The organism is Kribbella sp. NPDC002412 (genome assembly GCF_053592935.1).
The window spans coordinates 16,264-28,499 of sequence record NZ_JBSFBL010000024.1 but is presented as its reverse complement, the minus strand read 5'-3'; the positions used below and the strand labels follow the sequence as shown (position 1 = coordinate 28,499).

Below are 12,236 nucleotides of genomic sequence, written 5' to 3'. Positions count from 1 at the left end.
GGTACATGAGTCTGCTCGATCTGTCGCGGTGGCAATTCGTCATCACCGTGATGTTCCACATGACGTTCCCAGCCATCACGGTGGGGCTGTCGATCCTGCTGAGTGTCCTGTACGGGATGTACTGGAAGAGTCGCAGAGCGGTCTACCTGCAGATGTTCCGGTTCTGGCGGCGCGTCTTCGCGGTCGGATTCGCGATCGGGGTCGTGGCCGGCATCGTCATCACCTTCGAGATGGGACTGAACTGGGGCGGCTACGCGGCCAAGACCGGTCCGATCATCGGCCCGATCATCGGGATGGAGGTCGTCACGGCCTTCTTCGTCGAGGCCGGGTTCATCGGGGTCCTGCTGTACGGCGACGGCCGGGTCAGGCACGCCACCATGTTCACCTCGACCGTGATGGTCGCTCTCGGCACGATCCTGTCGTCGACCTGGATCATCGCCGCCAACTCCTGGATGCAGACGCCGGCCGGGTTCGTCGTACGCGATGGGCGGTTCGAGCCGACCGACTGGGTGGAGGCGATCTTCAACCCGTCGTTCATCTGGCGATGGCCGCACATGGTGCTCGCCGTACTGATCTCCGCCGCGTTCTTCGTGGCGGGTATCGGCTCGTACTACCTGGTCAGGGGCCGGGCGTTGCCGTTCGCCCGTCGGTCCGTCTCGATCGCTTTGGGCGTGGCGGCGATCCTCGTTCCGGTGCAGGTGTTCGTGGGCGACCACACCGCCGGCGCGGTGCTGCCGCACCAGCTGTCCAAGCTGGAGGCCTTGGAAGGTAACTGGACAGAGGGCAACACCGGTTTCGTCCTCTTCGCGATCCCGGACCAGCAGGCCGAGCGCAACCTCGCGGAGCTGAACATCCCGTGCCTGGGCAGCGCTGTCAACCGGGACCTGACCTGCAAGACGGCGATCCCCGGGCTCGAGCTGACGCCGAAGGCCGATCGGCCTGACATGGCCGCCGTCTTCTGGGGATTCAGGGCGATGTTCCTGGCCGCGCTGCTGATGTTCGGCACCGTCTTCTACGCGACGATCCTGCGTTTCCGGCGGAAGCTGTGGACCTCGAGACGCTTCCACCGGTTCCTGCTCTGGACGACACCCGTCGGCATCCTCGCGATCCTGGGCGGCTGGGCGACCGCCGAGACGGGTCGCCAACCGTGGGTCGTGTTCGGTCAGCTGCGTACGGCGGACGCCGTCTCGCACCTGGCGTCCGGCGAGCTCGTGTTCTCGGTCGTCGGGTTCTCGTTGCTGTACGTCGTGATGCTGGTCGCGTACGTCGCCTACATCGTCCACGTGGTGCGGATCGGCCCTGGCCAGATCGATTCCGATGAGAGCCAGCCGGTTCCCGTGGCCGCACCGGGGAGGGCGAACTGATGGCGACGATCTGGTTGCTGCTCATCCTGCTGTGTCTGCTGATGTACGTCGTACTCGACGGCTACGACCTGGGTATCGGCATCGCGACCTTGATCGAACCCGACGCGGACTCTCGGCACGAGATGCTCGAACAGGTCGCCCAGGCCTGGGACGGCAACGAGACCTGGCTGGTCCTGCTCGGCGTCAGCCTGTGGGCCGGGTTCCCGGCGGCCTTCGGCGCGATCCTCCCGCACGCCTACCTGCCGATGATCGTCATGTTGTTCGCGCTGATCGTGCGCGGGTTCAGTGTCGAGATGGCGTCACAGGCCCATCCCGCACCTCGCTGGGAACGAGCTTTCGGCATGGCCTCGTTGATCGCGAGCCTCGCTCAAGGCGCCGCCGTCGCGACTCTGACAGCACACCTGACCATGGTCGAGGGGGCCTTTTCCGGTTCGCCGTTCGGAGCGATCAGTTGGTACTCCGCGCTGTCCGCCGTGACGGTCACCTGTTGCTACCTGGCACTGGGGTACGCCTACACGAAATGGAAGGCGAGCGGTGAACTCCGGATCCGAGCGGGACATCGCGGCGCGGTCAGCGCAGTACTGGCATCGCTGCTGGTTGTGGGGTGCCTCATCGCCGTGGGCGCAACCGACACGCCGCTGAACCTGGACGGTCCGGTGCGGCTCATCGCCTTCACCGGGCTCTTGCTGTTTGCTGCGGCCGGCGTGGTGATCGGCGTGATCACCTTGCGGCCGACTTCGCCGTACGACGGCCTCCCGCTCGCGGGCCTGGTCACCACAGTCGCGGCCTTGGTCGTCGCCCTGGTGGTGGCGCGCTATCCGGTGCTGGCGTCGCCGGAGCTGACACTCGCGAACTCGGCGGCTCCGCCCGCCACGCTGGCCTTTCTCGCGGTCGGAATCGGGCTCAACGTGCCGCTGATCCTCTTCTACAACTGGTTCGCCCACCACTCCTTCCGCGGCAAGGCGCCGGCCAACCAGCTCTCGAACGGAAAGAATGGAGGTGCCCGATGAGCACTTGGACTCGGATGCGCCGATTCGTGCTGACCATCGTCGGAATCGTCGTCGCCTGGTTGCTCTACTGCGTCTGCCAGGGAATGTTCTCCGGCTATCCCAAGTACCACAGCCAGCTGCTCAGCATCGCAGGCATGCTCCTCATCGCCTTCACCGGCGGACTGGGCTGGATCATCGACGAACACCGGATGCACGATGACGACTGACCAGGCGGGGACGGCGACTGCCGAGGCAGGTGACTGGCTCGCCGCTGCCGCATCACCAGGACGCCGGTGGCTGCTCTCCGCCGCCGGCTGTCAGGCGCTCGAGACGGTGTTCACCATCGTCCAGTGGGCGGGGTTGGCTTCGATCGCTGGTGATGTTCTCGACGGCGATCGGCCGAGCGGGCTGGGATTCGGGCTCCTGTTCGGCGGCGGCCTCCTTGCGGCGGGCGCCGTCTGGAGCACGGCGCGCCTCCAGGCGGCCGGTCGACTTCGGATCGCCCACGCGATGCGCCGGCGGGTGATCACCGGACTGCTGCCAAGCGGCCGACGGCACACGGAGCCGGACCCCGCGACGGCTGCACTCGCAGCAGTGGAACTGACCGACGACATCGCCGACTACCACGCCCAGGTCCTTCCGCAGCGACTGTCCGCCCCGGTATCGATGGCGCTGATCCTCATCATGACCGCGATCCTGGTGTGGCCTTCCGCCGTGATCCTGCTGCTGGCGAGCTTGCTCATCCCCCTGAACATGCGGCTCGCGGGCCTGTTCGCCAAGGAGGGCGCCGACGCCCGGATGGCTGCAAGTACCAGGCTCGCCGCGGTCGTCCTCGACAGCTTCCGAGGCATGCCGACACTTCGAAACCTCGGTGCGTTGAGCCGGCGTCGTACTGAACTGGCTCGCGCTGCGGAGGAGCTGAACGCGACGACCATTGCCGTTGTACGGCGTGCTGCCGTGTCCGGCGCGGTGATGGATGTCGTGATCACGTTCTCGATCGCGGCGAACGCGACGTACATCGGACTCTCGCTGCTCGGTTACGTGCGCATCGGGTCCGGCATAACGCTGTCCCGCGGCTTGCTCGCGTTGCTGGTCTGCCCGATGTATTTCCAGCCACTACGGGCCACGGCAGCCGCCTTCCATAGCAAGGAACGAGCGCTGTCCGCGGTGCCGACGATCCAGCCGCTCCTTGTCGAGCCGGACATCGCTGTGGTCGGGCCTGATCGTCCACAGCCGTCGGCCGAGCCCGTGACAGTTGTTCTGAGCAACGTCTGCGTCAGGTTCCCTACCGCAGCGGATCCAACGCTGCACGGCGTGAGCCTGACTCTGCGGGCGGGCGGCTGGACAGCCGTGGCCGGACCGTCCGGTGCCGGCAAGACGACCTTGCTGTCGCTCATCGCCGGAGTACGTGCCCCGAGTCATGGCACCGTCCGGTGGCTGACTCCGAGCGGAGCATCGGAGCCGTGGCTCGGTGGCTGTGCGTGGATCGGTCAGCAGACGGTTCTGCTTCCGGGGTCGATCGGCGACAACATCCGGATCGGCCGGCCCGTTGCCGGCCGGGTGGACATCGAGCAGGCGGTCGCCGCGGCCGGGCTGACCGAGGTTGTCGCACGACTTCCGCGCGGACTGGATACGCCGCTGGGGGAGGGCGGCTCGGGTCTGTCGACAGGCGAGGCGCGACGCGTCGCAATCGCCCGCGCGTTCCTCAGCGGTGCGGGTCTATGGATTCTGGACGAGCCGACCGCGCACCTCGACGCGGACACCGAGGCTCAGATCATCGTTGCCCTGCGCAACGCTACCCGGGGCCGCACGGTCATCGTGGCCACGCACTCGGCAGCACTCGCCCGGTCCGCCGATCTCCTCCTCGGCATCTTCGACCGGACGGTCCACACCTTGCGGGCGGCGGTGCGGGTATGACCTCGAGATCGCTCGCGGCCACCGGGCTGCTGCTCGCCGTTCTGGCGGAAGTGTGCTCCGTCGGGCTTCTCGGACTGTCCGGATGGTTCATCGCCGCGTCCGCCGTTGCCGGAGCCGGCGCCTACAGCGCGTTCTCCTACCTCGCGCCCAGCGGGGGAGTGCGCGCGTTCGCGCTGGGCAGGATCGCAGCCGGCTGTGCCAACCGAGTCGTTCTGCACGCCGCGGCACTGCGCCGGATCAGCGGTGCCAGGCTCGCCGTGTACGACCAAGCCGCGGCCTCCGAAGGCGGCGGATGGTCCGGCCAGTCACTCGACCGGGTCATGGCCGACGCAGACACCACAGGCATGGCGGTTATCCAGGCAACTGCGCCGGTGGTCGTCGCCACTGCGATGGCCGCAGGAGGGTGCGTCGCAATCGTCCTCGTCGGCTATCCGCTTGCGGCGCTGACACTGGCCGCAGCCGTGGTCACCTGCGCCGTACTCGCCATGGCTTCCGCGCGCCGACCGGACGACATCACCCGCATCCGTGGTCGGCTGCGAAACGAACTGGTGACCGCGGTCGAGGCATGGCCCGAGATGGCATCGCTGGGCGCCACAGACCAGTTGGCCCAGCGCACTCTGCAACGCGTGAACGCTTTCGAGGCCGGGCGAACCTGCCAGGCGGCAACGACCGCGCGGGCTCTCGGCGGAACGCGTGCAGTGACGACCGCCGCACTGTTGCTCACTGTGCTGCTCACCGTCCGGTCCGGTGCCACGATCGCGAGCTTGGTGTTCGTCGGTCTGCTGACCGCTGGTGTCCTCGTCAACGCCGAGCGCCTGGTCACCGCCGTGAGCGCGTGGGTTCAATCCCGCCAGGCCGTGGCTCATCTCGCGTCGGTCGGCGAGGACGAGACCGGCCGGCCTGTCGCGACCTGCCGCGTCACGTACGACGGTCGCGGCCTCACGGTCTCCGGCTACCAGCTGCCCGAGACCCCAACACGCGATGCGCGTGAGATCGCGTTCGCCGTCGCGGCCGGCGGGACCGTCGTCCTCACCGGCCCTTCCGGCAGCGGAAAGACGACACTGATGACCGCCATCGCGACCGCGCTGCGCCGACAACCCGGTCCCGCTGTCGTCACCGCCGTACTGGCCGACGACTATCTGTTCACCGGCACGGTTGCCGACAATCTCCGCCTGGCCAACCCTGCCGCGACCGATGCCGAGGTCGCCGACCTGGTCACCGCCATGTCCCTGGACAGCGCCGGCGTGGGGCCGCAAACCACCGTAGGTGTCGGCGGGCGCAAGCTGTCCGGCGGCGAACAGCGTCGGCTTCACCTCGCCCGCGCCCTCGCCACCCGACCCGACATACTCCTCATCGACGAGCCGACGACCGGCCTGGACCCAGAAACCGCCGGCCAAGTCCTGCACGCCGTACGGCGCCGGTTGCCCCACGCGATCCTGATCCTGACAATGCACCAGCCGCCACCAGCCCTCCAACCACTCACCACAATCCCACTCGGGTAAGCGCCCAACGAGCCAGTTGGATCACTGCCGCAGGAATGCCGTCACCATCGGCAGCACCAGGTCGGGCCGGATGACCTGCAGGTGCTTCGTGCCCGGCAGGATCGCCAGCTGGGCGTCGGGCAGCAGTTGCTTCATCTCGACGGCGTGTTCGAGCCGGACGAAATCGGTGTCACCGATGATGATCAAGGTCGGCATCGTCAGCCGGGCCAGCTGACCGTCGGACCACCCTTCGAAGTCGTGCACCACCGGCTCGATCTTCGCCACGAACGTGAAGAAGTCCTCGGGATTCGGCGCCACCTCGTCGTAGGCGGCCTTCATGGCCGCCCCCTCCTCCTGGGTCGGCATCCGGGGCGATTCCAGGTCCAGTGCCGTGATCTCGGGGTAGTAGGCCTCCGATCGGGTCGGCCGGAAATGTGAAGCCGCCAGCACGAGGCGACCGACCCGATCCGGCGCCGAGACCGCGACCTCGGTGGAGACCAGGCCGCCCAGGCTGTAACCGAAGAAGTCCGCCTGCTCGATACCGAGCTGATCAAGTACCGCGATCACATCCTCGGCACACTGCCGGATGGAGAACGGCCGATCACCGGTGGCCGTGTGCCCGTGCCCCTGCAACTCGATGCCGATCACCTTCCGCTCCGCGCTCAGCTCCGGCAGCAGCGAGTCGAAGCTCAGATGGAACGTGTACGCGCCGCCGTGCAGCATGATCAGCGGCCGACCGGGACGGTCGGCGCCGAGGACCTCGTAGTACAGCTCGATGCCGTTCACCGAGGCGTACGCGCCCTGTGTCATCTCGATTCCTTTCATCGCTGTGGTGACGCCACGGGTCACACGCCGGTGTGTCGGCAACTCCCGACGGGCCGCCGCACGTCGAGAAGTCCGTACCGGCCCAGGTGCGCCGACCTCTTGGCCTCTGGCTACCGATTCGGCGTGTAGGTCAGCACCACGGTGCCGTTGCCGAGCTCGGTCACCTTCGTCAGGTTCATGGCGGTGGTGCGGATGCCGGTCAGCAGCGACTCACCGGCGCCGGCGACGAATGGGGAGATGCTCAGATGCAACTCGTCGATCAGACCCGCCTCGAAGAGCGCCCGGCTGAACGGGCCGTTGCCGTATTTCACCAGAGTGCCGTCGCCGGCCCCTTTGAGCTGGGCGACCGCCTCGACCGCATCGCCGGCCAGCACCTCGGCGTTCCACTTGGTCTCGGTCAGCGTCCTGGAGGCCACGTGCTTGGGCAGCGAGTTGATCTTGTCGGCGACATCGCCGGTCATGGTCGGCCAGGTTTCGGCAAACCCCTGATAGGTCACCCGGCCGAGCACCAGGCCGACCGCCGCGGACAGCAACTGGCGCTGATAGGCGAAGTGGTTGTCGTTGGGGACGACATTCACCTGTCCGGCCCACCAGTCGTCGCCGGACATCCTCCCGTCGATCGAGAGGTGGTCGTACTCGATGAGTGTTCGCACCTGCGGGAGTCAACCATCCGGCTGATCGGTCCGTCTTGTATCGAACCGAAGCCGTTCACAGCGACAGCAACGGGATGCCGGACCTCAGCTCGCCCGGGGTGTGACCGGTCGCCCACCGCATCGCCCGGGCGAGCTGCGCCTGATCGTAGTAACCGGCGGCGGTGACGACGTCGGCGATCGATGTCCCCGCCGCGAGGAGGTGCGTGGCGTGTCGTGACTGCTCGATGCTGACGAGCTTGCGATGCGAGATCCCGACGGCCCGGCGGAACCGGATCTGGGCGATCCGTTCCGACATACCGCGTGGTCGTTCGCCGTGACGGATCTCGTCGACGAGAGGGTCGAAGTACAACAGACCCGCGCGCACCAACCGGTCGACGAAGACGTCGACGTTCTGCTCGGTCGGCATCTCCCAGTCCCGGTTGTCCAACAGGATCCGGCCGCTCGAGAGGGTCGGCAACACCGCATCCTTGAGGTCGGTCAAGCCACTGGGCGGGTACAGCGGCAGATAGGCGCCGAGCCGCAACTCGACGCCGAAGAACTCGCTGTCGGCAGGGCAAGTCATCAGCGTGCCCTTCGATTCCGGGCCACGAAGGTGCACCGTCGTACGGCCGCCGGTCCGCGCGAAAGCGATCATGGACGGCGTCTTGGCCACAGAGCTGAACTCGGTCGGGGCATCGCACGTCGCCGTCCACACCCGGTGCACCAGCGGCAACTCGCCCGCAACCGCGTCGAGCAACAGTCCCATCGGCCGCTACATCGCGCCCGACGCGACCATGCCTGACCCGCCCTGACCCACTGACGCGCCCTGACTGAGACTCACGCTCGACAGTGTACGAGAGGAGAAGACCACGGTGGGACGCTTCATCGCGCGGCCGGGCGACGGCTCTGCGCTGGTCAAGCTGTCGCCGGAGAGGTCAGCTTTCGGTCACGGTGTAGTGCAGGCGAACGGAGCCGCCGGCGTCAGCGTGTACAGAGTGCAACTTCAATCGGGTCGGAGACTCGCCTACGGCAAGCGGTGGCCCGTCCATCACCGACGGCGTGCCGAGCCCGCCGATGAGAGCAGGCGCCAGCGTCAGGTGGAGTTCGTCGATCAGACCCGCCCGCAACATCGCACCGTTGAGGCCGCCGCCCGCGGTCGACAGTATGCAACTGATGCCGAGCTCGGTGCCCATCGCGGCGATCCCTCGCGCCAGGTCGACGCGCTCCTCGCCGACGACGAGATAGCAGATGCGTTCCCGGCGGAGATAGCCGAGATAGTCGGCCGGGGTCGATCGTGCCACCAGGACCAGCACGTCCCAGTCCTGATGTTTCTCGGTCCAACGCACACGGCCGCGGCTGTCGACGACGGTGAACCACATATGCGGCGGGGACGGCTGTCCGGTGATGTCCGGTGGAAGGAAGTGCTGGTAGAGCCCGGCGGCGTCACCGTCGTAGGTGGGCAGTTCTTCCGGAGTCTCGTCCTCGGCGACCAGGCTGCCGCTGCCCTCCAGGATGGCGTTGCAGCCGTACTGCTGCCTGACCACCTCGATGATGTCGAGCGGCACCGCATCGGCGGCACGCGGCGTCATCGCTTCCCACAGATCCGAACTTGGCTGGTGCATCAGCAGCGCGTCCCGGGTGAGTGCGACCTTCCCGTCGACACTCGCTCCCACACTGACCACCACGCGCGGTCGCTTCTGCATCACAGCCTCCCTCGGCTCGCCGGACGGCGGACACCAGATCTACCAGCGGCCACCGACAACGCGCGCTGACCGCATCCTCGGCCGATCGACAACCGGCTGTTGTCAGGACACGTCTTCGAGCACTCCGATGCTTGCGGCAGACTGAGCGGGGTGAGCATTTTCAAGCGGCGGCGTAGACCGTCTGAGGGCCTGGTAGCTGAGGCGGCGCGGAATCCGGGTGGGTGGGTTTACGAGATCGACGGGGACTGGGTCGACGATCCGAACGGTTATGTGCCGCCGGAGGCGATTCGCGGGGGTTGGCGGGTCGACGAGGCGGGGCGGCTCACTGGTGAGTTCGTGCCCAACAAGCGGCACGGGCGGCCGCGGGACGACCTCGAGTTGCTCACCCAGGCCGATCATTGGCTCGGCTGGCTGGGCGATCAGCCGGGGCGAGCGGTGCGCGACGGGATCGAGGAGTTGCTGGCGCAGCAAGTCGAAGGCGCCAAGGTCGAGTGGTTGAAGATCACCGCGGAGCCGAGGTTCCTCACCGGTGGCAAGCCGCTGGCGGATGATCCGGGCAGGGCGCAGGTGGTGCGGGCCGGTCTTGCCGTGGAGTTCGGGCTGTCGGTGGCGCAGCTGGATGGGCGGCGGGACGTGCTGACGGGTGTGTTCAGTCTGGCTGTGGCCAGGATGGACGAGCCGGCGGCGCGTGAGCAGTCCTGGCTCGATCTGGGCGAATCCATCGACGAGGCCGGACCACTCCTGGAGGAACGGTTGCTTTCCCTCGGCTGAAGACGTCATGCCGGCCGGACCGACAACCGTGGGAATCCGGCCGCCCGAGCGTCGCGTCGACGCGGTTTCCTCACGTGCTGTCATTCCGCATACTGAGCGCCTTCGGTTGGGGCGGCCTGGCCGCGGTGTATCTCGCGATTCCCGCGAACAGCGCGATCACGTCGATCATGGCGAAGACGGGCAGTCCAGAGCTGGCGGCGGAGTGGGGCCCGGCCATCGCCGGGCCGAGCGTGGAGGAGACGCTGAAGATCCTCGGCGTCATCCTGCTGGTCCTGGTGGCCCGGACACAGTTCCCGACGATCTTGTCGGTGGTGGTCGTAGGTGCCATGGTCGGGCTGGGGTTCCAGGTCGTCGAGGACCTGTCGTACTCGGTCAACGCCGCGATCGGGTTCGTCAACTCGAACGAGGTGGTTCCGGTCGCGCTGGTGTTCGGCGTCCGCGGGATCGTCAGCGGTATCTGGAGCCATGCGATGTTCACATCGGTCAGCGCGTTCGGCGTCGGATACTTCCTGACCCGCAAGGACAGGCCGCTCTGGCAACGGATCCTGGTCGCCGTGGCGGCCTTCGCGCTGGCCTGGTCGCTGCACTTCTTCTGGAATTCGCCGTTCTTCGACGAGCTCGGCTTCGCCGGGCAGACCGTGACCCACGCGATCCCGGTCGCGATCGTCGGCTACCTGGTCTGGCTGCTCGCCGGCCGGGAGGAGGGCAGGTATCTAGGCTCGCTGGCCGACCACTACGTCGGCGAGGACCTGATCACCCCCGAGGAACGCAGAGGCCTCCCGTCGTTGCGGTACCGGCGTTCCGCCCGCCAGGCGGTCAAGAAGAGCCACGGCCGTCGAGCTGCCCGGGCCCTCCGCACGCTGCAACGCGAACAGATCCGCCTGGTCATGTCCTACGGCCGCCACGGCGCAGGCCCCCGCCTGGAGGACCACGAGTACGCCGTACGCCGCGCCCGCGCCCAGCTCGAAACAGCGAACAGCACCTCGAGGTAACGGAGCGCGTAGCTCAGCGGGCCGTTCGGAATGCGCACGAAGCCAGTCCACTGCGGTCCGCCGTAACTTCTGTGTGGTCTCACGCATCTAGGAGTTGACGAGCAGCCCACCTGCCGTTCAGGGAGTGATGGTCAACATGTCGAGACGACTCAGTACTGCGGGGCGGATGGCTGCTGCCGCCGTGCTGGTGACGGGGACGCTGGCCGGGGCCCCGGGGCAGGCCCTGGCTGCTGACACCACCGGCACCGCGGCGTGCAAGATCGAGCCCGGGTCGGTGACCGCCGGCGGCGATCACACGCACAGGGTGATCACCGCGGGCTCGCCACCGACGGTGCAGGACAAGCGGCGCTACACCGACATCTACCCCGACGGCCAGCCCCGGTTGAGCAGTCTGATCGTCAACGATCCCGTCGTCCCCGACACCGGCGGCGCGTACTCCGGCCACGTGGTGATCGGCTCGGGGCTGTACAGCAGCTTCTACTTCCTCACGGAGGACGGCGAGGTCGACCGGGAACAGGCCCACAACTTCCGGATCGGTGGCGGCTGGGGTGACATCACCTTCCTCGAGACGAGCCACCCGAAGGATCCGGATCCCTTCGCCCTGACCAACCATTACTCGCTGCGCACGGACGGCACGCTCACCCGGTGGGACGACCGGGGCGGGTTCGGCTGGACCAACCCGCGGTCCGCGACCGGCTTCGGCGCGGTCAAGACGATGGCGCTGATCAGCCAGACCGCGACGTACGACACCTTCCTGGCGACCACGCGCGGCGGCGCCCTCTACACGATCCGGCTCCCGCTGACCTCGCCGATGAAGCCGATCGTGAAACTGGTCCGCGCCTCCACCTGGCAGGGCTTCGACGCGCTGATCGCCGAGAAGTGCGGCCAGTACGGCACCCTGCTGCTCGGCATCGACAAGGACACCCAGTCCGGCTACCTGTACGCCGTCGGCCACGCCAACGGCACCGCCACCGTCATCCAGAGCCTCGGCAAAGTCCCGGCAACCTTCACCGACCCCATCTACTTCCGCCACACCACAGAGCCCGACACCGCCCCGCTACTGTTCGGCGAGTGACGTCAGGCGATGGGCATGGATGGTGCGAAACACTGGCCGTCGCGTTGACAGTTGCTGGAAGCATCAACTTCCATCGGCGCGATCTCGACCTACCCTGAGGCAGCCGCGCCACAGTGGTGGTCCAGCGCGGTCATCGGCAGGCGCCGGGCTCGTAGGTGCCCAGCGCCTGACCGAGTCGCGCAGCGATCTCCCGGTCGAATTACACAGCGTGATCAGTCAACTTCCTTCGACCACCGGATAGATCTCGTCAGCGACGAGACCATGCGCCTCCCGGTGAACCGTGATCGCCGACTCGGCGTCGGGGGCTTCGACGAGGCAGAACACCTTGCCGTCCTTCTCGTCCGCCCAGTAGCGCAGGTATTTCACGCCGTACTCGTCCTGCGTCTTCAGGTCCGCAAGGTGGGCGTCGGCGACGTCCTTGACTGTCGCGCCCGCAGGCAGACTCTGGTGTACGTCCATGAACAGTGCCATGGCAGTTCCCTCCCTA

Annotated in this window: 13 protein-coding genes; 8 read left to right on the top strand and 5 right to left on the bottom strand. The window is 67.4% G+C overall.

The features are described from left to right. The first annotated feature begins 5 nt into the window (after positions 1-5). Genes ACWCOV_RS20380 through ACWCOV_RS20360 form a run of 5 tightly spaced genes read left to right on the top strand, consistent with a single transcriptional unit; the run spans position 6 to position 5,772 of the window. Positions 6-1,364, top strand: coding sequence for a cytochrome ubiquinol oxidase subunit I (locus ACWCOV_RS20380; RefSeq protein ID WP_449830843.1), 1,359 nt, complete (start codon positions 6-8; stop codon positions 1,362-1,364). Further along, positions 1,364-2,374 (top strand): cytochrome d ubiquinol oxidase subunit II, encoded by a 1,011-nt coding sequence (locus ACWCOV_RS20375; protein ID WP_449830842.1) that lies wholly within the window; start codon positions 1,364-1,366, stop codon positions 2,372-2,374. The genes ACWCOV_RS20380 and ACWCOV_RS20375 overlap by 1 nt, the downstream gene beginning before the upstream one ends. Beyond that, on the top strand, positions 2,371-2,580 hold the full coding sequence (locus ACWCOV_RS20370; RefSeq protein WP_449830841.1) for a hypothetical protein: 210 nt from the start codon (positions 2,371-2,373) through the stop codon (positions 2,578-2,580). Before ACWCOV_RS20375 ends, ACWCOV_RS20370 begins: the two co-directional genes overlap by 4 nt. Continuing rightward, a complete protein-coding gene (locus ACWCOV_RS20365; RefSeq protein WP_449830840.1) occupies positions 2,570-4,270 on the top strand; it encodes an ABC transporter ATP-binding protein/permease in 1,701 nt (566 codons plus the stop codon). Before ACWCOV_RS20370 ends, ACWCOV_RS20365 begins: the two co-directional genes overlap by 11 nt. After that, positions 4,267-5,772 (top strand): ATP-binding cassette domain-containing protein, encoded by a 1,506-nt coding sequence (locus ACWCOV_RS20360; RefSeq protein ID WP_449830839.1) that lies wholly within the window; start codon positions 4,267-4,269, stop codon positions 5,770-5,772. Before ACWCOV_RS20365 ends, ACWCOV_RS20360 begins: the two co-directional genes overlap by 4 nt. Before the next feature lie 21 nt (positions 5,773-5,793). On the opposite strand, the gene ACWCOV_RS20355 is transcribed toward ACWCOV_RS20360, so the two are convergent. From ACWCOV_RS20355 to ACWCOV_RS20340, 4 genes are all read right to left on the bottom strand, one after another. Continuing rightward, positions 5,794-6,561 (bottom strand): alpha/beta fold hydrolase, encoded by a 768-nt coding sequence (locus ACWCOV_RS20355; protein WP_449830838.1) that lies wholly within the window; start codon positions 6,559-6,561, stop codon positions 5,794-5,796. Between the two features lie 125 nt (positions 6,562-6,686). Continuing rightward, entirely contained in the window at positions 6,687-7,229 is a 543-nt protein-coding gene (locus ACWCOV_RS20350; protein ID WP_449830837.1) for a dihydrofolate reductase family protein, read from the bottom strand. Positions 7,230-7,284: 55 nt separating this feature from the next. Next, complete coding sequence (locus ACWCOV_RS20345; protein WP_449830836.1) at positions 7,285-7,974, bottom strand: helix-turn-helix domain-containing protein; 690 nt, start codon at positions 7,972-7,974, stop codon at positions 7,285-7,287. A 169-nt stretch (positions 7,975-8,143) separates the two neighbouring features. After that, the gene (locus tag ACWCOV_RS20340) at positions 8,144-8,911 is read right to left on the bottom strand and encodes a RibD family protein (protein WP_449830835.1); all 768 of its coding nucleotides are present in this window, start codon (positions 8,909-8,911) and stop codon (positions 8,144-8,146) included. A gap of 150 nt (positions 8,912-9,061) precedes the next feature. Between ACWCOV_RS20340 and ACWCOV_RS20335 the strand changes: the two genes are divergently transcribed. The 3 genes from ACWCOV_RS20335 to ACWCOV_RS20325 all read left to right on the top strand — a co-directional run bounded on the left by ACWCOV_RS20335 (position 9,062) and on the right by ACWCOV_RS20325 (position 11,749). After that, positions 9,062-9,682 carry a hypothetical protein gene (locus ACWCOV_RS20335; protein ID WP_449830834.1) on the top strand — a complete coding sequence of 207 codons (621 nt, stop codon included), beginning with the start codon at positions 9,062-9,064 and terminating at the stop codon, positions 9,680-9,682. Positions 9,683-9,756: 74 nt separating this feature from the next. Further along, positions 9,757-10,674 carry a PrsW family intramembrane metalloprotease gene (locus tag ACWCOV_RS20330; RefSeq protein ID WP_449830833.1) on the top strand — a complete coding sequence of 306 codons (918 nt, stop codon included), beginning with the start codon at positions 9,757-9,759 and terminating at the stop codon, positions 10,672-10,674. A 136-nt stretch (positions 10,675-10,810) separates the two neighbouring features. Next, on the top strand, positions 10,811-11,749 hold the full coding sequence (locus ACWCOV_RS20325; RefSeq protein WP_449830832.1) for a hypothetical protein: 939 nt from the start codon (positions 10,811-10,813) through the stop codon (positions 11,747-11,749). 216 nt (positions 11,750-11,965) lie between these two features. Here the strand turns inward: ACWCOV_RS20325 and ACWCOV_RS20320 are convergent, their stop codons facing one another. Further along, positions 11,966-12,220, bottom strand: a complete 255-nt coding sequence (locus tag ACWCOV_RS20320; RefSeq protein ID WP_337324151.1) for a DUF4242 domain-containing protein — start codon at positions 12,218-12,220, stop codon at positions 11,966-11,968. Between the last annotated feature and the right edge of the window lie 16 nt (positions 12,221-12,236).